Origin of the sequence: Bacillus glycinifermentans, assembly GCF_001042475.2 — a bacterium.
GTDB classification, from domain to species: Bacteria; Bacillota; Bacilli; order Bacillales; family Bacillaceae; genus Bacillus; species Bacillus glycinifermentans.
Genome location: NZ_LECW02000034.1, coordinates 44,544 through 67,400, shown reverse-complemented (window position 1 = coordinate 67,400; position 22,857 = coordinate 44,544). Strand labels below are relative to the sequence as shown.

General features: G+C 47.5%; 21 protein-coding genes and 1 riboswitch. Of the genes, 17 read left to right on the top strand and 4 right to left on the bottom strand.

Going from position 1 to position 22,857, the window contains the following annotated elements; genetic code table 11:
- Genes AB447_RS17665 through AB447_RS17650 form a run of 4 tightly spaced genes read left to right on the top strand, consistent with a single transcriptional unit; the run spans position 1 to position 2,939 of the window.
- Complete coding sequence (locus AB447_RS17665) at positions 1–375, top strand: GntR family transcriptional regulator (RefSeq protein WP_048353496.1); 375 nt, start codon at positions 1–3, stop codon at positions 373–375.
- On the top strand, positions 372–1,067 hold the full coding sequence (locus AB447_RS17660; protein WP_048353495.1) for an ABC transporter ATP-binding protein: 696 nt from the start codon (positions 372–374) through the stop codon (positions 1,065–1,067). The genes AB447_RS17665 and AB447_RS17660 overlap by 4 nt, the downstream gene beginning before the upstream one ends.
- Before the next feature lie 14 nt (positions 1,068–1,081).
- A complete protein-coding gene (locus tag AB447_RS17655) occupies positions 1,082–2,005 on the top strand; it encodes an ABC transporter ATP-binding protein (protein ID WP_048353494.1) in 924 nt (307 codons plus the stop codon).
- A complete protein-coding gene (locus AB447_RS17650; RefSeq protein ID WP_048353493.1) occupies positions 1,998–2,939 on the top strand; it encodes an ABC transporter permease in 942 nt (313 codons plus the stop codon). The genes AB447_RS17655 and AB447_RS17650 overlap by 8 nt, the downstream gene beginning before the upstream one ends.
- A gap of 91 nt (positions 2,940–3,030) precedes the next feature.
- Here AB447_RS17650 and cspD read toward each other — a convergent pair whose 3' ends face one another.
- A complete protein-coding gene (cspD, locus tag AB447_RS17645) occupies positions 3,031–3,231 on the bottom strand; it encodes a cold-shock protein CspD (protein WP_048353492.1) in 201 nt (66 codons plus the stop codon).
- Between the two features lie 311 nt (positions 3,232–3,542).
- A riboswitch (SAM riboswitch) is annotated at positions 3,543–3,657 on the top strand.
- Positions 3,658–3,757: 100 nt separating this feature from the next.
- Here cspD and AB447_RS17635 point away from each other — a divergent pair.
- From AB447_RS17635 to AB447_RS17620, 4 genes are all read left to right on the top strand, one after another.
- Complete coding sequence (locus AB447_RS17635) at positions 3,758–4,762, top strand: methionine ABC transporter ATP-binding protein (protein ID WP_057957678.1); 1,005 nt, start codon at positions 3,758–3,760, stop codon at positions 4,760–4,762.
- A 1-nt stretch (position 4,763) separates the two neighbouring features.
- Positions 4,764–5,414 (top strand): methionine ABC transporter permease, encoded by a 651-nt coding sequence (locus AB447_RS17630; protein WP_048353490.1) that lies wholly within the window; start codon positions 4,764–4,766, stop codon positions 5,412–5,414.
- Between the two features lie 18 nt (positions 5,415–5,432).
- Entirely contained in the window at positions 5,433–6,248 is an 816-nt protein-coding gene (locus tag AB447_RS17625; RefSeq protein WP_048353489.1) for a MetQ/NlpA family ABC transporter substrate-binding protein, read from the top strand.
- Positions 6,249–6,351: 103 nt separating this feature from the next.
- Positions 6,352–7,737, top strand: a complete 1,386-nt coding sequence (locus tag AB447_RS17620; protein ID WP_048353488.1) for an L-cystine transporter — start codon at positions 6,352–6,354, stop codon at positions 7,735–7,737.
- A gap of 40 nt (positions 7,738–7,777) precedes the next feature.
- On the opposite strand, the gene AB447_RS26980 is transcribed toward AB447_RS17620, so the two are convergent.
- Complete coding sequence (locus AB447_RS26980; RefSeq protein ID WP_048353487.1) at positions 7,778–8,125, bottom strand: hypothetical protein; 348 nt, start codon at positions 8,123–8,125, stop codon at positions 7,778–7,780.
- A gap of 47 nt (positions 8,126–8,172) precedes the next feature.
- The gene (locus AB447_RS17610) at positions 8,173–9,987 is read right to left on the bottom strand and encodes an alpha/beta hydrolase family protein (RefSeq protein ID WP_231592032.1); all 1,815 of its coding nucleotides are present in this window, start codon (positions 9,985–9,987) and stop codon (positions 8,173–8,175) included.
- 140 nt (positions 9,988–10,127) lie between these two features.
- Between AB447_RS17610 and AB447_RS17605 the strand changes: the two genes are divergently transcribed.
- Together AB447_RS17605 and AB447_RS17600 are read left to right on the top strand one after the other, a co-directional pair.
- The gene (locus AB447_RS17605; protein WP_048353486.1) at positions 10,128–10,709 is read left to right on the top strand and encodes a YhcN/YlaJ family sporulation lipoprotein; all 582 of its coding nucleotides are present in this window, start codon (positions 10,128–10,130) and stop codon (positions 10,707–10,709) included.
- Between the two features lie 121 nt (positions 10,710–10,830).
- Entirely contained in the window at positions 10,831–11,778 is a 948-nt protein-coding gene (locus AB447_RS17600) for a peptidase MA family metallohydrolase (RefSeq protein WP_048353485.1), read from the top strand.
- On the opposite strand, the gene AB447_RS17595 is transcribed toward AB447_RS17600, so the two are convergent.
- On the bottom strand, positions 11,701–12,354 hold the full coding sequence (locus tag AB447_RS17595) for a spore coat protein (RefSeq protein WP_048353484.1): 654 nt from the start codon (positions 12,352–12,354) through the stop codon (positions 11,701–11,703). The two genes, AB447_RS17600 and AB447_RS17595, sit on opposite strands and share 78 nt — an antisense overlap.
- A 517-nt stretch (positions 12,355–12,871) precedes the next feature.
- Between AB447_RS17595 and AB447_RS17590 the strand changes: the two genes are divergently transcribed.
- The 7 genes from AB447_RS17590 to AB447_RS17560 all read left to right on the top strand — a co-directional run bounded on the left by AB447_RS17590 (position 12,872) and on the right by AB447_RS17560 (position 22,840).
- Positions 12,872–14,902: an ATP-binding protein gene (locus tag AB447_RS17590; protein ID WP_048353483.1), complete on the top strand. Its 2,031-nt coding sequence runs from the start codon at positions 12,872–12,874 to the stop codon at positions 14,900–14,902.
- Between the two features lie 113 nt (positions 14,903–15,015).
- On the top strand, positions 15,016–18,594 hold the full coding sequence (locus AB447_RS17585; protein WP_057957677.1) for a 5'-nucleotidase C-terminal domain-containing protein: 3,579 nt from the start codon (positions 15,016–15,018) through the stop codon (positions 18,592–18,594).
- Entirely contained in the window at positions 18,591–19,163 is a 573-nt protein-coding gene (locus AB447_RS17580; protein WP_048353482.1) for a class D sortase, read from the top strand. The genes AB447_RS17585 and AB447_RS17580 overlap by 4 nt, the downstream gene beginning before the upstream one ends.
- Positions 19,164–19,440: 277 nt before the next feature.
- Positions 19,441–20,595, top strand: a complete 1,155-nt coding sequence (locus tag AB447_RS17575) for a betaine/proline/choline family ABC transporter ATP-binding protein (RefSeq protein ID WP_048353481.1) — start codon at positions 19,441–19,443, stop codon at positions 20,593–20,595.
- Positions 20,588–21,241: an ABC transporter permease gene (locus tag AB447_RS17570; protein WP_048353480.1), complete on the top strand. Its 654-nt coding sequence runs from the start codon at positions 20,588–20,590 to the stop codon at positions 21,239–21,241. The genes AB447_RS17575 and AB447_RS17570 overlap by 8 nt, the downstream gene beginning before the upstream one ends.
- A 14-nt stretch (positions 21,242–21,255) precedes the next feature.
- Positions 21,256–22,167, top strand: a complete 912-nt coding sequence (locus tag AB447_RS17565) for an osmoprotectant ABC transporter substrate-binding protein (protein ID WP_048353479.1) — start codon at positions 21,256–21,258, stop codon at positions 22,165–22,167.
- Between the two features lie 19 nt (positions 22,168–22,186).
- Positions 22,187–22,840: an ABC transporter permease gene (locus AB447_RS17560; RefSeq protein ID WP_048353512.1), complete on the top strand. Its 654-nt coding sequence runs from the start codon at positions 22,187–22,189 to the stop codon at positions 22,838–22,840.
- The last annotated feature ends 17 nt before the right edge of the window (positions 22,841–22,857 follow it).

Here is a 22,857-nt window from a genome sequence, read left to right as displayed (position 1 = left end):
ATGACAGATAACTTTTCATCATCAAAGCCGATATACCGGCAAATTGCCGAACAGCTTTTGAAAAGAATGATCCGAAACGAGATCGGCCCGGGAGATAAGCTGCCTTCGGTCCGCGAGCTGGCTGTCGAGACGCAGGTCAATCCGAATACGATTCAAAGAACTTACAATGAAATGGAAAGGATGGGAATCGTGGAAACGAGACGTGGACAGGGGACGTTTGTTGTTGAAAAGCCGGAGGTCATCGATCGTTTTAAACGGGAGATGCGGGCGGAGGTCACGGAGCAGTTTGTCCGGGGCATGGAAGAGCTCGGCTTGTCAAAGCAGGAGATACGTTCCGAGCTAGACCGCTATTTGCAGGAAGGTGATTCTAAGTGATTGAGCTAAAGAATGTGACGAAAAAATACGGTAAACAATTCGCTTTAAAGGATGCTTCGCTGTCGCTGTCTCCGGGCAAAATCTACGGAATAACCGGTCCGAACGGCAGCGGCAAATCCACGATGTTAAAGCTGATCGCAGGACTTGTATATCCCGATTCGGGGACGGTTTCAGTCGGCAATGATCCGGCCGCAAGAAGCATGAGCAAAAGCATCGCTTACTTGACAGAGCTTGACATGTTTTATGAGCCTTTCCGCGTAAAGGATGCCGTCTATTATTATGAAAGCCAGTTCGCCGATTTTCAGCTTGATCAAGCGTTTGACCTTTTGAAAGAAATGAAAATCGACGGGGAACAAAAAATCAGAAATCTCTCCAAAGGGAACCGCGGCAGATTGAAGCTGACGCTGACTTTAGCGCGCAAAGCCCCGGTCGTTCTGCTTGACGAGCCTTTGTCAGGCCTCGATCCGCTTGTGAGGGAGTCGATCGTAAAGAGCCTGATTTCGTATCTTGACCTTGAAAAACAGACGGTGCTCATCGCGACGCATGAGATTAACGAAATCGAACAAATTTTGGATGAAGTCATTGTCGTCTTAAACGGGCGGATCGAAGACAAGAGGAACGTCGAAGAGCTGCGCGAAGAATTCGGGGTGTCGCTTTTGCAATGGTTTAAAACGTTTCTCAAAGACAAATAAAGGAGGAGAAATCAGTGGAAACGCTGCTTCAGTTAAAAAACGTTTCAAAAACGATCAGAGGAAAGAAAATTATCGACGGCTTGAGCTTTGATGTGCGCGCCGGAGAGGTATTCGGTTTCCTGGGCCCGAACGGCGCGGGAAAGACGACGACGATCAGGATGATCGTCGGCCATATGGGCATATCATCGGGCGACATTATCGTATGCGGCGTCAACGTAAAAGAGAACTTTGAAAAAGCCGCCCGGCATATCGGGGCGATTGTCGAAAACCCTGAACTGTATAAATTTTTAACGGGCTACCAAAATCTTCAGCAATACGCGCGCATGTCAAAAGGGGTAACGAAAAGGAAAATCGATGAGGTCATTGAGCTTGTCGGCTTGAAGAGCCGGATTCACGATAAGGTGAAAACGTATTCGCTCGGAATGAGGCAAAGGCTCGGTCTCGCCCAAAGCCTTCTGCACGATCCGAAGCTGCTCATCCTTGATGAGCCTACAAACGGGCTTGATCCGGCCGGAATCAGGGAAATCCGCGATTATTTAAGAAGGCTGACAAAGGAAAAAGGCCTGGCTGTCATCGTATCAAGCCATCTCTTGTCAGAGATGGAAATCATGTGCGACAGAATTGCGATTATTCAAAATGGAACGCTCCGCGATATTCAACATGTCCATGAACCTGCTGCAGATGAGAAGAAGCGGTACTTTCTTCAAGCCGATGACAGAGATGCGCTGCTCCGTCATGCGTCAGCTTTTGGAGAACGGAGCATCGAACAAGTGAAGGACGGAATCGAACTCAGTCTTTTAAAAGAAGAAGTGCCTGATCTCATTAAGCATCTGACCGACAATGGCATCCGTTTATATGAAGCGAAAGCCGTCACCAAATCGTTGGAAGACAGATTCCTGGAAATCACCGAGGAACAGGAGGGGACAAAACTTGCTTAATCTGATTTGGAACGAATGGATCAAAATTTTCAACCGCAAAGGAACCTATGTCATGATCGGAATCCTGCTGATCGTCGTTATCGGTATGGGTATTATTACCAAGACGATCGGAGAAACAGATCCGAGTACGCACTGGAAAAAGGAACTGGCTCAGGAAAATGCCGATATGAAGAAAGAGCTGAAAGGTGTCAATAACCCGATGCTTGAAAATAAATACAAAGAGTCGATTGCCATTAATGAATACCGAATTAAACACGATTTGCCGGAAGACGGGACGTATTCGGCATTGTCATTCATTAGTGATGCCGGGGATATGATCTCTTTGATCGGGCTGTTTGTGATTACGGTTGCGGCGGGAATCGTCGCAAACGAATTCAGCTGGGGAACGGTGAAGCTGCTCGTCATTCGGCCGATCAGCCGCTTTAAGATTCTGTTATCAAAATACATTACCGTTTTGCTCTTTGCATTGGCCTTGATTGCCATTTTGTTTGCAAGCGCAGGTATTACGGGTCTCGTTTTGTTCGGAACGGGAGACGGGAGCCAGGTTCATTTGGCATATGCAAATGGAAGTGTTAAAGAACAAAGCATGATCTTGCACCTGGCCGGGAGCTATCTGCTTCATTCGATTTCTCTCTTGATGATGTCGACGATGGCATTTATGATTTCGGCGGTTTTCAGAAACAGCTCGCTGGCCGTCGGGATATCGATCTTTCTGCTCGTCATGGGCGGAACGGTGACCAATCTTCTTGCAATGAAATTCGACTGGGCAAAATACATTTTATTTGCCAACACTGATTTGACGCAGTATGTCGACGGAATGCCTCTTGTTTCAGGCATGACGATGGGGTTCTCGATTGCAGTGCTGGCGGTCTATTTTATTATGTTTCAAGTGCTCGCATTCGGCGTGTTTACGAAAAGGGACATCGCTTCATAAAAAGAAAAAGCACGGCACCTAAACGGCGCTGTGCTTTTTTATGCACATAAAAAGACTGCCGACAAAGTCAGCAGTCCTGAAGAAAAGCTTATTAAGCTTTTTCTACGTTAGAAGCTTGAGGTCCGCGGTTTCCTTCGACGATTTCGAAAGTTACGGATTGGCCTTCTTCCAAAGTTTTGAAGCCTTCGCCTTGAATAGCAGAGAAGTGAACGAATACATCGTCTTGTCCTTCAACTTCGATGAATCCGAAACCTTTTTCAGAGTTAAACCATTTTACTTTACCTTCTAGCATGAAATTTCCTCCTAAAGCGATAACGCTTAAATTCACTATTCTTGCTCTGAAACAAACTTCCAAGACGAAAACTCTTACAAAACTTTCTTCTTAAAGATAGTTCGAACAAAAATAATTACCTTTACTTTACCAGTGTTTAAGGGAAATTACAACTGTTTGAACGCAATTTTTTTAAAAAAGTGAAAAGCCGTTCTCCGCGCCTGAAATTGTGCGTTTTTTGAAGCGCATATGAGCCTGAAAATATTAAAAATTCCGATTGACAACATTGCAAAGAAGCTGTAAAGTTAGGTAAAACTTCACACTTTCATTACTTCTTATTAAGAGAGGCGGAGGGAATTGGCCCTATGAAGCCTCGGCAGCGGGTTCTGCATGATGCAGAATACTGTGCCAACTCCAACAAGCTGAAAAAGGCTTGGAAGATAAGAAGGTCGGATGCACTCTTTATTGCTAATGAGTCCAAAGGCTTCTTCTTATTTTCTAAGAGGAAGCCTTTTTTTGTTATCCAAAAAACAGCGGAGGGATCAACATGATTACATTCGAGGGCGTGGAAAAGGTCTATGACAGAAACGGGCAGAAAATCCGGGCGCTTAACGGCATTGACCTTCATGTCGAAAAAGGGGACATATACGGGGTCATCGGATTTAGCGGAGCGGGAAAAAGCACGCTGATCCGCTGCGTCAATTTTCTTGAAAAACCGACGGCGGGAAAGGTGTTCGTCGGCGGGCGGGACTTGACGTCCTTGTCAAAAAACGAAATCCGCTCGGTTAAACGGAAAATCGGAATGGTTTTTCAGCATTTTAATCTATTAAATTCGAAGACGATTTTTGCGAATGTGGCGGCCCCGCTCACGCTCGTCAAAACGCCGAAAGCCGAAATCAAGAAAAAGGTGGCGGAACTGCTCCGCTTTGTCGGTCTTGAGGATAAGGCGGACGCTTATCCGGATCAGCTTTCAGGCGGGCAAAAACAGCGCGTCGGCATAGCGCGTGCGCTTGCGACAAACCCGGAGGTTCTGCTTTGCGATGAAGCGACATCAGCCCTTGATCCGCAGACGACGGGCGATATTCTCAAGCTTTTAAAGCGTGTCAATGAACAATACAATATTACGATTCTTTTAATCACCCACGAAATGAATGTCGCAAGGGAAATCTGCGACAAAGTCGCGGTGATCGAAAAAGGGAAAATCATCGAATCGGGCAGCGTGTTTGACGTCTTTTCCGCTCCAAAAACCGAAACGGCGAAAAACTTTATCCGTTCGGAGATCGATTTCGAACTTCCTGAATCGATCAAAACGTTAAACATCAAGCACCTTTACCAATTTCAATTTGTCGGAGAATCGTCTGGAAGGCCGTTTCTATCCCAAGTATCAAAACGCTTTGACGTGGACGTCAATATTCTTCACGGCACGATAACAGAGCTGCAGGGAATTCCGTTTGGAAGCATTACGGTCGAACTCGCGGGCCAAGACGAAGAAATTACGAGGGCGCTCGATTTTATCAGGCAAGCAAACATTCAAGTCAAGGAGGTAAAGTGACATGCTTGTGACATATGACCAAATCATTGATGCCTTGATCGAAACGATTCAAATGACGTTGTTTTCGCTTTTGTTTTCAAGCGTGATCGGCGTTCCGCTCGGGATTCTCCTTGTGGTGACTAGAAAGGGGCACCTTCTCGAAAATACGGCACTGTTTACGGTTGTCAATGTTATCATCAACATTTTCCGGTCTGTTCCGTTTATCATTTTGATGGTTGCCCTTATACCGCTGACACGACTTATCGTGGGGACGTCGATCGGCACATGGGCCGCGGTTGTTCCGCTTACGTTTTATGCAGGGCCATATATCGCAAGGCTTGTTGAAAATTCGCTTTTGGAAGTCGATCCGGGAGTGATTGAAGCGGCTGAAGCAATGGGGGCGACTCCGCGGCAGATCATTTTCCGCTTTTTGATTCCAGAAGCGCTCGGTTCTTTAGTGCTAAGCTTTACGGTAGCGACCGTCGGCCTGGTCGGCGCTTCGGCGATGGCAGGTGCGATAGGCGCCGGAGGACTGGGAGATTTGGCGATTACATACGGCTATCAGAGATTTGATACTGTGACGATGATCGTGACGGTTGCGATTCTGGTCATCGTTGTCCAGGGATTGCAGTCATCCGGTAATGTGCTGAGCAAAAAAATAAGAAGACGATAAAAAGAGAGGTATCCAACTATGAAAAAATTTGCTTTCATCACGATTTTTCTTTTCATCTTGAGCGTGTTTGCAGGCTGTTCCAATTCAGAAAGCGGGACGATTAAAATCGGCGTCAGCGGAACGGATACGAGGGTGTGGGATTTTGTAAAGAAAAAAGCCGAAAAGGAAGGCTTAAAAATCGAAATCGTCAAATATTCGGACTATGTACAGCCGAATATGGCCCTGTCGAGCGGGGACATCGACGCAAACGCCTTCCAGACAATATCGTATTTCAATTCATTTAAAAAAGAGCGCAACCTTGATTTATCGCCGATCGGGACGACGATCATCGCGCCGATGGGCATTTATTCGGATCATTACAAATCGGTTAAAGACATTCCGGACGGCGCAAAAATTGCTGTGCCGAATGAAGCGACAAACATGGGAAGAGCGCTTCTCCTATTGCAGCAGGCGGGGTTAATTAAGCTGAAGGACGGCTTTGACGGGAACGGATCGCTTGACGTGATCAAGGAAAATCCGAAGAAGCTTCAGATCACGACAGTGGCTGCAGAACAAACGCCGCGGGTGCTCCAGGATGTCGCCGCCTCTGTCATCAACAACGGAATCGCCGTTGATGCCGGACTGAATCCCGTCAAAGACTCGATTGAGCTTGAAGACGAAACGGCAACGCCTTACATCAATATCATCGCGGCCAGAACCGAAGACAAAAACCGCGAAGCCTTAAAAAAGATCGTCAAGCTCTATCAGTCTGACGATACGGCTGAATTCATCAAAAAAGAATTTAACGGAGCCCAGATTCCGACATTTGTACCGTTAAAAAAAATCGGGGAATAAACTTATTGAGAGGACGGCAGACATTGTTAATTCCTACTTGACCAATAAGGTTTATTGTACTATAGTTTTATAATGTTAAAAAATTCTGGGGGGCATGTGTTTTATGGCATTTTTGGTTATTTTAAATATTTTCGTCCTGCTTTGCTTGATGGCGCTCCTCTATATCATGCAAAAAAAGCACGTTTCGTTTTCGAAGAGGGTGTTTACTGCGCTCGGAATTGGAATCGTCTTTGGGTTTGCTTTGCATTTTATATATGGTTCGTCTTCAGAAACGATCACTCAGACATCTGATTGGTTTAATATAGCCGGCAGCGGCTATGTCAAGTTTTTGCAGATGGTTGTCATGCCGCTTGTGTTCATTTCGATCTTAGGGGCATTTACAAAGCTTAAATTGACAAGTAATATCGGAAAAATCAGCAGTCTCATCATCGGGATTCTGATTGCAACGACCGCTGTCGCTGCGGCGGTGGGGATCGCATCAGCGCTCGCTTTCGATCTTCAGGCCGTTCAGGTGGACCACGGCAGCGCGGAAGCTTCAAGAGGCGCGGAGCTTGAGCAGAAATCTCAGGATATGGAAGCCAAAACGCTTCCGCAGCAAGTCGTCGAGCTGCTGCCGGGCAATCCGTTTTTAGACTTTACGGGAGCAAGACCGACGTCAACGATCGCAGTCGTTATTTTTGCCGCTATTCTCGGGATGGCATACCTTGGCGTCAAGAAAAAACAGCCGGAACAAGCCGAGCTCTTCAAAAAGTTGGTTGATGCTGTCTATGCGATCATCATGCGTGTCGTCACGCTGATTTTAAGGCTGACGCCTTACGGAGTATTGGCGATTATGACAAATACGATCGCAACAAGCGATCTCGACAGCATCGTCAAGCTCGGTAAATTTGTGATCGCTTCTTATGCGGCGTTGATCGTTATGTTCATCATTCATTTGCTGCTGATTACATTCAGCGGACTGAACCCGGTGACCTACGTGAAAAAAGTATTGCCTGTCCTCATCTTTGCATTTACGTCAAGATCAAGCGCAGGCGCTTTGCCTTTGAACATTAAAACGCAAAGAAGCCTCGGGGTTCCTGAAGGAATTGCGAACTTTGCCGGATCATTCGGGCTGTCGATCGGACAAAACGGCTGTGCGGGAATATATCCTGCAATGCTGGCGATTATGATCGCGCCGACTATCGGACAAAATCCGCTCGATCCGTCATTTTTGGTCACCGTTGTTGCCGTTGTTGCGATCAGCTCCTTTGGCGTAGCCGGTGTCGGCGGCGGTGCAACGTTTGCGGCGCTTCTCGTGCTGTCTGCTTTAAATATGCCGGTTGCTCTTGCAGGCTTATTGATATCGGTCGAACCGCTCATTGATATGGGACGTACGGCCCTCAACGTCAGCGGCAGCATGACGTCCGGTCTGATCACAAGCAAAGTGACGAAGGAGCTTGAAACAGACACGTATCAAGACCGGACTAACATCATCGAAGCTGAAGTATAAAAAAGAGCCCGCACCGCTTTTTAAGCGTGTGCGGATTTTTTTAATGCATATGGTTCGTATGGCTCTGCGCCTGTCCGTGATGATGTGCGGCGTTTGTGTGACTGTTCGCCATTTGTCCGGAAGCCCCCTGGCTGCTTGCTGTACTGTACTGGTTCTGGGTGCTCCCCTGATTGCTTTGCATTTGGTTTCCTTGAGTGAATGCCTGTTTAATGAAATCGGCCGGGTTCATCATCATGTTTTTCGCGGAGCTGTTTTGACGCTGTCCGCCCATTCGGCCTGCAAACATGCCGGTGACTCTCTTGCGAAGCTCCGGGGAAAAGGCGAGAGTGAGCGCAGCAGATCCGAGAACTAAAACGGCCGGGTGAATGCCTGTTTTTCTTCTGAACAAAGGGATTACCTCCTTTTTATGTATACCATCCCCTTAACGTCTTTGTTTTATTCTAAAGTCCCGGCGGCTGCGCATAACCGGTGTTTTTCAAAAAAGTTGAAAATCGCAGTAAACACCATCACTCTGTTTTCTTTTTTGGAAAAACCGTGCCCCTCATTTTCCATGACGATGTATTCAGGCGTCTTTCCCAAACGCTTCAGTTTATCTACGATCTGATCGGATTCTTCCTTTACGACGCGGGGATCGTTAGCTCCCTGAATGATCAGCATAGGCTTTGTCATTTGCTCCAAGTAGGTGATCGGTGAGTCGGCAGCCATTTTTTCCTGATCACGCTCCGGATGCCCGACCCACTTTTCCATAAGGGGACGCCAAAAGTCAGGCACCGACTCGACAAACGTAAACAGGTTGCTCACACCGAAAATATCGACGACGGCGCGGAAATACTCGGGATGCCTCCCGTGCAGAAGAAGAGCCATATACCCGCCGTAGCTGCCGCCCATCAAAAACAGCTTGTCCCTGTCTGCGAGCTTCTCATCAATCAGCCAGTCGATCCCTGACACCATATCGAGGCGCGGCCCTTCCCCCCAATCCTGCTCCACCATTTGATAAAACGTGTGGCCGTAGTTCGCCGAGCCCCGGAAATTCGGCGCGAAAACCTGGTAGCCCATTTTGGCTGCAATTTGAAAGATATCGAAAAACCTGAATCGTTCTGAATCTTGCGGTCCGCCGTGAGGCCAAATGATGGTATAGCCATTTGCCTCTTGTGGAACAGGTTTAAACAGCAAGCCCTCAATTGGCAGCCCGTCAAAGGACGGATATATGACAATTTCCGGATAGGAGAGCTCGTCTTCGGAAAAACCGGGAACTTGATGTTTTGTTAATTGCTGCCATTCGGATTCGTTTTTCGCCTTCATAAAAATGTTAGCCGGCTTCGTCGGGGTCGACCCGAGAACGTAAAGCGATCCGGATTTGGCGCAGACGACTTTGGTGATCGATGTGCACGGGCAATCGATGACGCGGCTTTCTCCGGTTGTTGTGTCATACTGATACAGCAGATCTAGGACGCCTTTTTTTCCGGTGACATAAAGGGTTGTTCCTTCACGGTCTGCATAAATCGATGTGATTTCTGTTTTGTCGAGCGAAAGAAGCGGGGTGAATGTGTTGGTAGAAATGGTGTATGACGCAAGATAGGAAAACTCGGAATCGTAATTCGTTGTCACATATAGTATGTCATCTGATTGAAAATATGATGAATGCACCATGTGCGGCTTTTTTTCATCGGGAACGACCGCTTTCGCGTGTCCGTCCCCGGTTTGAACCATACAGACGGAATGGCTGTTGACATATGACACATGGATGCTGACGGCTTTCTCGCCCGGACTTACATCACCCAGCTGCGATGAACCGTCTTTTCCTACAAAGACGAGCCGTTCTTTGCCTGTCTGCAAATCGTACTTGTATGTATTCAAAAATGTCCGGTTGCCGCTTTCAGATGAATAATAAACAGCATGTTTTACGGGGATCGGCGAAAAATGGCGGTCGAGCTGATTTCCGTTTAAAAGCCGCATCTCCCCGCCTTCGGATGGGAAGCGGTATAAACAGCTTTGTTCATCTCCGTCGTTGTCAAATGCGGCAAAGAGCTCTGAACCGTCTTTGCTGTAGGCGATTCCGCTTGAATCCTGATTCAAAAAAGTGATCTGATAAGGATAGAGATGAGGAAGATCCATCGCCCACAGGTTTGATTTTCCGTTGATATTGGTATCAAAGACAAGCTGCGTTTCCTCAGGATGGACGGCAAAATCGGTAATGCGCAAAACGTCAAATATTTGTTTCGCCTTCTTCAAAGCATCGGTATGCTGCACTTCTCGAAGCACCTCCAATTTTTGTATGTCTTCAAAGATCATCATAACAGATTTGCGGGTATAAAAGTCGTGCTTTGTACGAATAAATAACACGAAAAAGAAAAACCTAAAGGTAAATCATTAAAGGAGGCACTTTGTTCATGTTCAACAAGAAAAAAAGCGCAATTGCCGCTTTTCTTCTCCCGTTATTATTTGTCACCGGATGCGGAATGGCGAATCAGGGGGAGAATGGCCGTAACAACGATAATTTTAGAAATGTCACATACAGGGATAACCGCGATGCTAATGACCGTACACCAGTGGACAATGTCGCAGATCGAAACAATGTCAGAGACGTCAATGATGTCAACAATGTCAACAATGTAAATGATGATAACCGCAATGGAAACAATATGAGAGAGGCTGACGATATCGCCGACAAAATCACTGACATGAAGGAAGTTAACAATGCGACTGTTATCGTGACAGACAACAATGCTTATGTGGCGGTTGTATTGACGGGAAATAAGCAAGGAGATGTTACGCAAAGTTTGAAAAAGAAAATTTCCGACAAGGTCAAAGCAACAGACAAAAGCATTAATAATGTCTATGTTTCGGCTAATCCGGACTTTGTTGACCGGATGCAGGATTATGGAAGAAGAATTCAAAAAGGTGAACCAATCAAAGGTTTGTTTGATGAATTTGGCCAAATGACCCGCAGGATGTTCCCTGAGCAAAAATAACACCAGGTTGAAAAAGGCAGACGATTTAAAAATCGCCGGCCTTTTTTATTTTGGCCGAACGCACACATTTAGAGTTCCCTGCATAAAGTAAGAGACACACTCTTAAAGTGGGGGTGCAGCGGTGGGGAAACGTGTAAAAGCGGCCCTCGTTCTATTGGCGGCGGGCATATTGTTTGCGGCCGTTTTTCATCAAGACAAGGCAGGCGATATCCCCGTTTCCGGCGGCCCGGACACGCAGGAATTGCTCAAGTCGAAGGAGATGACCCGTTTTCGCCAAGTCAGCATGTATTATTCAGAACGGGAAAAGCCTTTGCTAAAGCTGACGAAACAGACGCTGAACGATGCTGCAGATCTCAATCGGATGCTGTTTCAAAACCTGCGTTTACACGGGATTGATCTCGTCTTTTTTTCAAGCCCAAAGGAAATCGAAGCATTTTCAAAGCTGTCAAATATCACAGGCTTTTATTCGGATGAAACGCGAATGATCGGACTGCTTCCTGAGGAACGGGAGCGCCTTCTCAAAGGAGAAGGATTTGCCGTTTTTCTTTACGAGCGGGTGCTGATTCATGAATATACTCATTATGCCTTTCATGAAAAGCTCAGGGAGCTCGGATCTGAGCCGGAGGACTATCCGCTCTGGTTTCATGAGGGTGTCGCCGAATGGGCTGCGGCCCATGATACGGCATATGTACGGGCGCTGCCGTCCGTCGTCCCCTTTGCCAAATTAAAGACTGACCGGCAATGGCAAAAAATGCGCGAGGAGGATGAAGCGGACATTTATTTGCAGAGCTATTACATGATTGATGAGCTTGTCAGAAAAAAAGGCAAAAGCGTTATCCTCGATATCATGAAAGAGACAGCGGAGGGCCATACTTTCGAACAAGGCTTCAAAGCCGCCGTCAACGAGGATATATCACAGTTTGAAGAGGAGTTTAGACGAAAATATGATCACGAAAAAACGGCATTGTGCGATCCAATGCCGTTTTCTTTGTTAATGAATGGGTCCCTGCTGTCCTGCGCCTTTGGTTGGCATCTGCATTTGGCCTTGGACCGGGGCGTAAAGGGATAGCATTTTTTGCATGTCCTGAGGAGCGAGCTGCGGAACCTGATAATAGCCGTGCTTGTTTTGATAAACAAAAATTTCGTAAGCCATTTCAATATAGTGAGGAATTTGGTCCGCCAGCACCCTTCTGCAAACCGGGTTTGTCACTTCCGGAGCAGCCATCGCCAAAGCTGAAGTGCCCGATTTAAGCAAGCCGAGCATGAAGCTGCTGATGCACGCATCATCAATTTGCTGAGGGGACATCTTCGGCTTTTTCGGCTGGGTTTCCTTTAAGCCGTATACGAATTGACGATTCTCTTTCATCATATAAGTAGCGGTTTCCTGGCTTGGCTTTTGTCCCGTCCGGAAGCACTCCGCCGTAAGATTGTACTGTGACATAATAAATTGATGCTGTCTGTCTAAAATGTCCATCAGCTCACGATCCTGGACATGCTGTCTGAACATCATGTACTGCTCAAGGATGCCGATCATACCAGACAGCACTTCGTGCATGTCAAAAACCTCGTGGCCCCCGTGATTCATGTGCTGCATTCCTTCGTTGCCCTTGTTGATTTGCATTTGATCCTGGTTTTGCTGATCCATTGTGGAATCCTCCTTCAATTTAGTACAGGTGTTATTTTTTGTCTGAACCTGCATTTTTATTCAAAAAAGGAGTATTCGCTGGAATGGATTTAAAGGGATTTTGTACGAACCGTCGAATAGAGTAGTTCAGAAGAACAAATTAAAAGGGGTTCATAGCTGAATCCTCCTTAGGATTTAGCCCGCGAACAATGGCGGTCTCCGAATCTAAAGATCCGTGTCAGATCCCCCGTCTGTTATGGACGAAAGGCCGGCGAAAGTAAAAAATGATCGTGCCCAAATCAGAGGGCCGCCGGAATTTCGGAACTTACGAAACCGGCCGGTTTTTCGTCATGAAAGCTTTTTAAAATGAAAGGAAGTGTACTCTCTAACATCCCTTACCGCCTCTCCGCGTTCATCTGTAAGGATTCTCCCTCCGGAAAAACCGTATCAGCTGCCGAAGCATTTATTTTCATCATGATTCTTGAGAAAAAAGGTTTGTTTCCTTTTTTATTTTGCGCTTAGAAAAGGAGGATTTTATATGCTGGGCTCAAGTGAAACAATCGGAAAACTATCAGGTTTATTTTCTGATGCTGAAACTGTGTATTCAAAGGTGCAAACGGACGTATATAAAAAAATCCATGAACTAAGTGAATTCCACAAACTGGATGATATTTTTCTGTCATTGATCGATCAGTATGTAAACCCGTGCCTGATCCTCAATGACAGGGGAGAAATCGTGGCGTCTTCGGTCAGTGCAGATCAATTTTTAAAATGTTCAAAAGGAAACAGCAGCCGCGTTTTTCCCGCCGGTCTCTCCGTTCCGGTCAGCGCAGCTTTGCAAAAGGCAAGAAAAGAAAAAAGGGAGGTCGAGTTCAATCACGTTCCGGTTTATTTGAACGGAAAGCTTTCTTTCATCACCTTGAAGCTGGAGCGTTTTCCGCGCCAATACCATACGCTTTACGTGCTGTTTATGAAAGAAGAAAAAACGGGGAAAAACAAGCTGCCGCCTGTTGAAGGTGACGAAGATCAGTCCCATTCCGATATTCGGCATTTACACCGGATAATAAAGGATCTTGAGGTTTCTAATGAAGCATTGACCGCCGCCAATCAAAAGCTTATGACCGCAAACAGGGAATTGATGACGATCAATCAGACATTTGAAAGGAAAATTGATGAGCTGTCTTCCCTCAATGACCATTTGGACCATCTGCTGATCAACACGAACATAGCCGCGCTTTTTTTGGACGGGAATTTGAACGTGAAATTGTTCACTCCTGAAGCGGCAAAGATGCTTCAATTGAAGCAGAGTGACACGGGCAGACCGATAGGCGATCTCAAAGGTCTGTTCAAATATGCCGATTATACGGAAGACTTAAAAAGGACGCTGGTTGAGAAAAAAACGATTCAAAAGGAAATAAAAGCAGGGAACGGTGACTGGTACGCGGTCAAAATGATCCCTTCCTATTCGGGCGAAAAAGCGGAGGGGATCGTGATGACGTTTTCCGATATTACCGAGCTGAAAGCGACGAATGAGGCGCTGCACATCAGCGCTCAGGCGATTGAACAAAGTCCGGCCAATATTTTGATCGCTTCTGTCGACGGAACCGTCCAATATGCGAATAAACGGTTTTGTCAGCTGATCGAAAAAGAACAGTGCGAGATCATCGGCGAACACGTTATAGCTTTGTACGAACATCATTTTATGTGTGATGAACTTTCTGCCCGTTGGAAACTGGCCGCTGAAAAGCAGCCCTGGACCGGCGAAATTCATTATCAAGATGAGAAAGGCCGCGACAAGTGGGAGCAGGTTTCGCTCGTTCCCGTGGAAGACAGGATGGGGAATGTGCAGCAGGTTCTGCAGATTTCCGAAGATATCACAAATGAGAAGCAATCGGAAAAAATGCTTATCAAATCGGAAATGCTTTCAGCCGTTGGACAGCTTGCAGCAGGCATTGCCCATGAAATCCGCAACCCTCTTACATCGCTGAGAGGATTCCTCCAATTGATGATTCAGACGAAAACATACGAGAAGGAATACGCCGAAGTGATGATGTCGGAATTCATCAGGCTTGAGTCGATCATCAACGAGTTTCTCGTATTGGCGAAAACAAAATCGGCGACACTTGATCAGGTTCAGGTGAACACGCTCCTCAAAGATGTCTGCATGATTTTGGAATCGCAAGCCGTTTTGAACAATGTGCGGATCGAGAAGGAGCTGAGCGAGAAGCTTCCTGAGATTCTCGCAGTCTCAAATGAGCTGAAACAGGTGTTTCTTAACATTCTTAAAAACGCGATCGAAGCGATGGAACATGCCGAAGGAGTGATTTCCATCCGCTCATACAGGGAAAAAGACAGCGTCTTCATTACCTTTGAAGATCAAGGCAAAGGCATTTCGAAAGAAGCGCTCGAAAAGCTCGGCGAGCCTTTTTACACGACGAAAGAAAAAGGTACGGGCCTCGGGCTCATGGTTACGTTTAAAATCATCGAAAATCACGGGGGAAGCATTCATTTTGAAAGTGAAGAAGGCAAGGGAACGAAGGTGACATTGAAGCTTCCGGCTAAAGAATGAGAATAAGGTCAGCCCTGTTCTCATTCTTTTTTAAAATGTTTACAAAATCCTAATATGGATTTTATAAACATCAGGTATATTTGACAGGAAGCAACAAAAAAGGGGGCGGATATATGGTCAAAATGTTAAAGAAGCGTTTTGCGCCTTTGGCGGTCATCGCAATGTTTATGGCGTCATCGTTCCTCGCGCCGTATACGCAAGTCTCTCGAGGAGAGGAGCAGCCGATAACGGTAAGGGAAGCGATCGGCAATAACCCGGGGAGCGCTCTTGTTGAAGGGGATGTCGTCGGCCACACCGTTTCGAAAGGAAGCTACAGATTCACCGGCCCATTTGAGAATGATTACAACATGGCAATCGCTGATCAAAAAGATGAAACATCGCCTGAGAACATACTTCCCGTTCAAATTCCCGCCGCATTCAGAAGCCAATTCGGCTTAAAAACGAATCCGCACCTTATCGGAAAAAAACTGATCGTTAAAGGAGAACGTTCCTCATATTTTCAATCCCCGGGTTTAAAATCTGTTCAATCCATCAGGCTGACGGAGGGCAGCGGAGAACCTCCCCGCCCGGACGTAACGTCGATAGCGGAAGCACGCAAGCGCATGAATGAAACCGTCACAATCAAAGGGACCGTCACGGCGAACCAGTCTGCGATAGGCGGCGGGAAACTGTCAACCTACATGCAGGACGATACGGGGGGAATCAACATTTTTTCTCCTTCCCAAGCTGATTTTCCGGAGCTGAAGGAAGGGATGAACGTTTCGGTCACTGGAAAAGTCGCGTCATATAAAGGGCTGACAGAAATCGTTCCCGCCTCCGGCGGAATCGAGGTAACAGGTGAAGGTGCGACCCTGCCGAATGCGTTCTTATTGCCCATAGAAGAACTGAAACGCGCAGAAATCGAGGATCAATATGAAGGGCGTCTCGTGAAAATAAAAGGATTTATTGAAACAAAGCCTGACTCCCCGGCGGGGGGAGGCTACAACATCACGATGATCGATGCAAACTACAACCCGCTGACGCTCCGGGTAATGGAAGACACGAACGCCGTTCACTTGATTGAACAAGGCAGATGGTTTGAGGTTACTGGGATTTTAAGCCGTTATAATACGCTTCAGCTGCTGCCGAGAAAGCAGGAGGACATCAAAAAGCTGGACGGGACCGACAATCCGCCTCCCGTTTCGGAAGGCGAGTATGAAGGCGTTGTGGACCGCGTCGTTGACGGGGATACGATCCACTTAAAGGAACCGGTGCTCGGGACGACAAAGGTGCGATTTGTGAATATGGATACGCCTGAAACGTATCATACACCAAAAAACGAGCTGGATGAAAACCAGCTGAAACACGGAAACCGTGCGAAACAATACTTGCAGTCGATGTTGTCAAGAGGAGACAAGGTAACCGTAAAAGTCGGCAAAGAAGCGAAGGACAGCTACGGCAGGCTGCTCGCCCAGGTCATGACAGAGGATGGCGTAAACACGAATTTGGAACTCGTCAAAAAAGGGCTGGCTGTGACATATTTTATTTGGCCTGTCAGCAGCGGAACGGACTACGAGCTGTTCCAACAGGCGGTCAAAAAAGCGAAAGACGAGCGGCTTGGCATGTGGGACGCGGATGACCCGCTTCTTGAACTGCCGTTTGAATTCCGTGCAAGAGAGCAGGGGAAAGGGCTGACGAGGTATGTCGGCGACTCGGAGGACAAAACGTATGTGGCGCCCGACAAATGGCGCGAGGTTCCGGTTGAAAGGCGAATCTTCTTCGCATCTTCAGAGGAAGCGGAAAGAGCCGGCTATTCGAAAAAGGAAAACAGCGGAAATATCTCTTTGCGCCTTTTAAGCATGAACGACCTGCACGGCAAAATCGATCAGCAGTATAAGCTTGATCTTGACGGTGACGGACAAACGGACGGAACCTTCGGCAGAATGGACTATGCCGCCGCTTTAATAAAAGAGCGAAAAGCCGGGCGGAAAAACGCGCTCCTCGTTCACGCGGGAGATATGATTGGCGGAAGCTCGCCTGTATCCTCTTTGCTTCAAGACGAACCGACGGTCGAACTCATGGAGGAAATCGGCTTTGATGTCGGCACGGTCGGAAACCACGAATTTGACGAAGGAACAGACGAGTTTCTTCGAATCCTGCACGGCGGAGAGCATCCGGAAGGCAAAGGGACGAAAGGCTACGACGGGCAGAATTTTCCGCTCGTCTGCGCCAACTGCAAGCTGAAAAACAGCGGTGCCGCCTTTTTGCCTCCGTATGAGATTTTTGACGTGGAGGGCGTTCCGGTTGCTTTCATCGGCGTGGTTACAAGGTCTGCCGCCGATATGGTCATGCCTGACGGAATCAAGGACATCGAATTCACCGATGAGACAAAAGCTGTCAATCAGGCCGTTAGTGAATTGAAGCAAAAAGGCGTCCGCTCAATCGCCGTGCTTGCTCATATGACGGCTTCCCAACATGGCACCGGCGTAACGGGTGAGTCGGCCGAGCTTGCAAAAAAGGCGGATCCTGAAGTAGATGTGATTTTTGCCGGGCATAACCATGAAGAAGTAAACGGCATGGCAGGCGGGGCTTTAATCGTTCAGGCCTCCGAATACGGCAAAGCGATTGGTGTGGTTGACCTGGAAATCGACAGGGACACGAAGGATATCGTCCGAAAAAAGGCGGAAGTCGAATACGTCAACAAGAAAACGATCAGCCCCGATCCGGCTGCAGCCGGCATATTAAAAAAATATGAACAGATGGTCGGCCCGATCATCGGAGAAAAAATCGGTGAGGCGGCTCATGACATGGCCGGCGGATATTCAAACGACGGGGATACCCCGCTCGGAAATTTAATCGCCGACGGAATGAAGCATGCGATGAACTCTGACTTTGCCTTAATGAACGGCGGCGGAATCCGCCAGGACTTAAAAAAAGGCCCGATTACATGGGGAGATGCTTTCAATATCCAGCCATTCGGAAACGTCCTTGTCCAGCTTGAGATTAAAGGAAGGGATTTGTACGACATCATCGATGCGCAAATTTCTCCGGTATACGGTCCTGACTACAGCATCAGCGGCTTTACATACACCTGGGATCCAAAAACAAACAAAACGGCCGAAATCCTCTTAGAGGACGGTTCACCGATTGACAAAGACCGAACCTATACGGTAACCGTCAATCATTTTATGGCATCTGCATCAGGCGGCAAATATCAGCCGATTTCCCGCCTCGGAAAAAACCCGGTGACAGGGCCTGAAGATATCGAGGCAACGGTGCAATTTATCAAAAGCTTTAAAGAACCGATATCGTATACCTCTGAAGGGAGAATTAAAAAGCTCGGGGGAGACGGAGGTGCGGGAGAGAAACCGGGAAACGGAGGAAGTGAACCGCCTGATGATGCTCCGAACGATCCCTCGCCCGGAGAAGATGAAAAACCTGATGATGCAGGCGGCTCTTTGCCGGGCCCGCCTAAAAGCGCAAAAGGGTTTTTGCCCGCGCAGGGCGGAGACGAAATAAGCGCTACTCAAGGTACCCATACAGCAGAACGTTCGGAGGGAATATTTCCGGGGAAAAGAAACGATAACGAACAAAACCGGCATTTCCTTTCGGATACCGCCGCGAATCTGTACAGTCCGTTGTTTTTGGGAATTGTGCTTCTTTTCTGCGGTATAATGGTTTATATGCGGAAAAAGGGGTCATCCAATCTATGAAAATGAAGGTGTTTTCTTTGCTGCTTATTGCAGCCGGTTTATTGATTATCGTTTACGGCGGCTGGAAAATATACGACACGAACAGGCAAACGGGAGATTCATTGACAGATGCCAAAAAGGCGGTCGCCGCGGGAGGCTCCCTTGACGGATCGTCTGCCGAATCGTTCAAACCTGCAATGGGAGAAGCTGTCGGCATTTTATACATTCCGAGATTAAAGGCCGAATTGCCGATCGTGGAAGGTACGAGTGCTGATGATTTAGAAAAAGGCGTCGGCCATTATAAAGGCAGCTACTATCCTAAGCAGAACGGCCAAATCGTTCTTTCCGGGCACAGGGACACGGTTTTTCGCAGAACGGGGGAGCTTGAACTCGGAGACCGGCTGGAAGTAGAAATGCCGTATGGCCGTTATGCATACGAAATCATCAAAACAAAAATCGTTGACCAAGACGATACTTCGATCATCACGCTGCAAAACAAAAAAGAGGAATTGGTGTTGACGACGTGTTATCCGTTTTCTTACATCGGAAACGCGCCGCAGCGCTACATTATATACGCGAAGCCGCTTTAAGAAAGCAACGGCTGTCACATGGCTGACAGCCGTTTTCTTATTCGTGACAAATTGCTTATTTCACGAGGATTCCAAAGGAATATGGAGCAAACTTGAGGATACGGCAGTTGAACAGAGGACACTTGCATTCACAAATATTTCACATCTAATATGGCCGCTTCATCAGCTTTAGGTTTTTCAGATGATCATTTATAATATAAACGTTAAATTTTTCTGAAAAAACAAAAATAAATTTAACGATTTTAATATTTTTAACAAAATTGTGGAGGTGCAGTTGTTGCTAAAACTGGAAAACGTCTCAAAGGTGTATAAAGGAGGCAAAAAAGCTGTTAACGGCATTCATTTGGACATCGCAAAAGGCGAATTTATCTGTTTCATCGGCCCGAGCGGCTGCGGAAAAACGACGACGATGAAAATGATCAACCGCCTGATCGAACCGACGTCAGGCAGCATCTATATTGACGGTGAAAATATCATGACTCAGGACGCCGTCAAGCTTCGCCGAAAGATCGGCTATGTCATTCAGCAAATCGGGCTTTTTCCGCACATGACGATTCAGGAGAACATTTCGCTCGTTCCGAAGCTGCTGAAATGGCCTCAGGAAAAACGGAAAGAACGGGCGCGCGATCTGTTACAGCTCGTTGATATGGGGCCGGAGTATTTGGACCGCTACCCTCACGAACTGAGCGGGGGTCAGCAGCAGAGAATCGGCGTTTTGCGGGCGCTCGCCGCCGGGCCGCCGTTGATTTTAATGGATGAACCGTTCGGCGCGCTTGATCCGATTACCCGTGATACGCTCCAGGAAGAGTTTAAAAAATTGCAGAAAACCTTGAACAAAACGATCGTTTTTGTGACCCATGATATGGATGAAGCGATCAAGCTTGCGGACCGGATTGTCATTTTAAAAGACGGCGGGATCGTCCAGGTCGGCACTCCAGATGACATCTTGCGGTACCCTGCAAACGATTTTGTCGAAGATTTTATCGGAAAAGACAGGCTCATTCAATCGACCCCCGAAATCGAACGTGTGGAACAGATCATGAATGCCGATCCAGTCACCGTAACGGCTGATAAAACGTTGTCAGAGGCGATTCAGATCATGAGGCGGCATCGCGTCGACTCGCTGCTTGTCATCGATGAAAAGCGGCGGTTTCGCGGATATGTCGATGTTGAAATCATCGATCAGATGCGAAGAAAAGCAAAGCTCGTCGGCGAGGTCGTCCATACCGACATTTATACGGTGAAAAAACACGAGCTTCTTCGCGATACCGTAAGGAAAATTTTAAAACGGGGCATCAAATATGTGCCTGTCGTCGATGAACACAACCGCCTCACAGGCATCGTCACAAGAGCGAGCCTCGTCGAAATCGTATACGAATCGATTTGGGGAGAAGAAAATCTGCTGAGCGCAGGAGGTGCTTCGTTTGGCTGAAGCTCTTCATTTTTTGCAGATAAACGGATCAGAACTGCTTTATAAAACATGGGAGCATTTTTATATTTCATTCATCGCCCTATTCCTCGGAATCATTGCGGCGGTTCCTCTCGGTGTGCTGTTGACGAGAATGAAAAGGGGAGCGGGTGCTGTCATCGCGGTTGTAAATGTCATTCAGACGCTGCCGAGCCTTGCGATTTTGGCATTTTTTATTCCGCTTTTAGGAGTTGGAAAGGTACCGGCGATCGCAGCTTTATTTTTCTATTCAGTCCTACCGATTTTACGAAACACATATACAGGGATAAAAAGTGTGAACGGCAATTTATTGGAGTCGGGAAAAGGAATCGGTATGACTGCATGGGAACAGATCCGCCTCGTGGAGCTGCCGCTGTCGGTTCCGGTAATCATGGCAGGGATCAGGACATCGGCGATTTATTTGATCGGCTGGGCGACCTTAGCATCTTTCATCGGCGGCGGCGGCCTTGGCGACTACATTTTCATCGGGCTTAATTTGTATCAGCCGGAATATATCATCGCAGGCGCCGTACCGGTTACGCTTCTCGCCATGATAACCGACGCTGTATTATCACGGACGGAACGAAAAGTGACGCCGAATGGATTAAAAGGGCTGAAAGAAGTTTCATAAGGAGTTGGCTGAATATGATCATGACATATGTCAGGAGGATACTGATCGCCGCATCTTTCATCATGCTTAGCGCCTGCGCGCTCCCCGGACTAAAAGGAGACGCCGGACAAACGATAAAGATCGGGGCGCAAAGCATGAGCGAATCGGAAATCATCGCAAGCATACTCGCTCAGCTGATCGAACACAACACAGGTTTACAAACGGAAACGATCAAAAACCTCGGGTCCAATGCGGTACAGCAGCAGGCTTTGCAAAAGGGCGAAATCGATGTGGCGGCAACCCGCTACACAGGGGATGCTTTAACGGGAACGCTGAGGATGAAGCCTGAAAAGGATCCGGAAAAGGCGCTCAAGCTGACGCAAAAGGAATTTAAAAAACGGTATCAAATGAAATGGTTTAATTCGTACGGGTTTGATAACACCTATACGTTCACCGTGACACGGGAATTGGCGGAAAAACATCACCTTGAAACGATATCCGATTTGAAAAAGGACGCATCCCAATATAAGCTTGGCGTCGATAACTACTGGATGAAAAGAGAGGGAGACGGATACAACGCTTTTATGAACGATTATCGCATCGCATTCGGCTCCACGTACCCGATGCAGATCGGCCTCGTCTATGACGCGGTAAAAAACGGGAAGATGGACGTCGTTCTCGCGTATTCGACAGACGGGCGGATTAAAGCGTACAACCTGAAAATGTTAAAAGACGACAAACGGTTTTTCCCGCCGTATGACTGCTCTCCCGTCGTTCCCGAGAACGTGCTGAAGGAGCACCCGGAGCTTGAAGGCGTTATCGATAAGCTGATCGGAAAAATCGACACGGAGACGATGCAGGAACTGAACTATGAGGTCGACGGAAAGCTCAAGGAGCCGTCGGTCGTCGCCAAGCAGTTTTTAGAAAAACATCACTATTTTAAATGAAACGGAGGGATCGATGGCAATGGATGTCTTGCAGCAGCTTGGCACGTATTATGCGCATAACGGCGGCTATGTTCTTGAAGAATGTTACAGGCATTTTCTGATGGCCGCCTACGGCGTGCTGTTTGCGGCAATTGCCGGCATTCCGGCGGGAATTTTCATCGCCCGCTATCAAACATTGAGCGGCTGGATCTTTGCCGTAACGAATGTGATACAAACGATTCCGGCACTGGCGATGCTCGCCGTTTTGATGCTTGTGCTTGGCCTCGGAGCGAATACGGTGATCGTCTCGCTGTTTCTCTATTCGCTTTTGCCGATTATCAGGAACACTTATACTGGGATCAAAAGCATTGACCACGCCTATTTAGAAGCCGCGAAAGCGATGGGCATGACGAAATTGCAGGTGCTACGGATGGTGGAGCTTCCGCTTGCCCTGTCCGTCATCATGGCAGGCTTGAGAACTGCGCTTGTCATCGCGATCGGAATAACGGCAATCGGAACATTCGTCGGGGCGGGCGGTCTTGGCGATATCATCGTCAGGGGATCAAATGCAACAAACGGAACGGCGATTATTTTGGCGGGGGCGATCCCGACCGCCCTCATGGCGATTATCGCCGATCTTCTCATGAGCTGGCTGGAACGGACACTTTCTCCGCTAAAGGGAAAAAAAGCTTAATGAAAAAGGATGATCCT

Bases quoted from the DNA above. Each gene is read 5' to 3' on its own strand.
- AB447_RS17665 (WP_048353496.1), top strand. From the start codon at position 1: ATGACAGATAACTTTTCATCATCAAAGCCGATATACCGGCAAATTGCC.
- cspD (WP_048353492.1), bottom strand. From the start codon at position 3,231: ATGCTAGAAGGTAAAGTAAAATGGTTTAACTCTGAAAAAGGTTTCGGA.
- AB447_RS17635 (WP_057957678.1), top strand. From the start codon at position 3,758: ATGATTACATTCGAGGGCGTGGAAAAGGTCTATGACAGAAACGGGCAG.
- AB447_RS17630 (WP_048353490.1), top strand. From the start codon at position 4,764: ATGCTTGTGACATATGACCAAATCATTGATGCCTTGATCGAAACGATT.
- AB447_RS17625 (WP_048353489.1), top strand. From the start codon at position 5,433: ATGAAAAAATTTGCTTTCATCACGATTTTTCTTTTCATCTTGAGCGTG.
- AB447_RS17620 (WP_048353488.1), top strand. From the start codon at position 6,352: ATGGCATTTTTGGTTATTTTAAATATTTTCGTCCTGCTTTGCTTGATG.
- AB447_RS17605 (WP_048353486.1), top strand. From the start codon at position 10,128: ATGTTCAACAAGAAAAAAAGCGCAATTGCCGCTTTTCTTCTCCCGTTA.
- AB447_RS17595 (WP_048353484.1), bottom strand. From the start codon at position 12,354: ATGGATCAGCAAAACCAGGATCAAATGCAAATCAACAAGGGCAACGAA.
- AB447_RS17590 (WP_048353483.1), top strand. From the start codon at position 12,872: ATGCTGGGCTCAAGTGAAACAATCGGAAAACTATCAGGTTTATTTTCT.
- AB447_RS17585 (WP_057957677.1), top strand. From the start codon at position 15,016: ATGGTCAAAATGTTAAAGAAGCGTTTTGCGCCTTTGGCGGTCATCGCA.
- AB447_RS17580 (WP_048353482.1), top strand. From the start codon at position 18,591: ATGAAAATGAAGGTGTTTTCTTTGCTGCTTATTGCAGCCGGTTTATTG.
- AB447_RS17565 (WP_048353479.1), top strand. From the start codon at position 21,256: ATGATCATGACATATGTCAGGAGGATACTGATCGCCGCATCTTTCATC.
- AB447_RS17560 (WP_048353512.1), top strand. From the start codon at position 22,187: ATGGATGTCTTGCAGCAGCTTGGCACGTATTATGCGCATAACGGCGGC.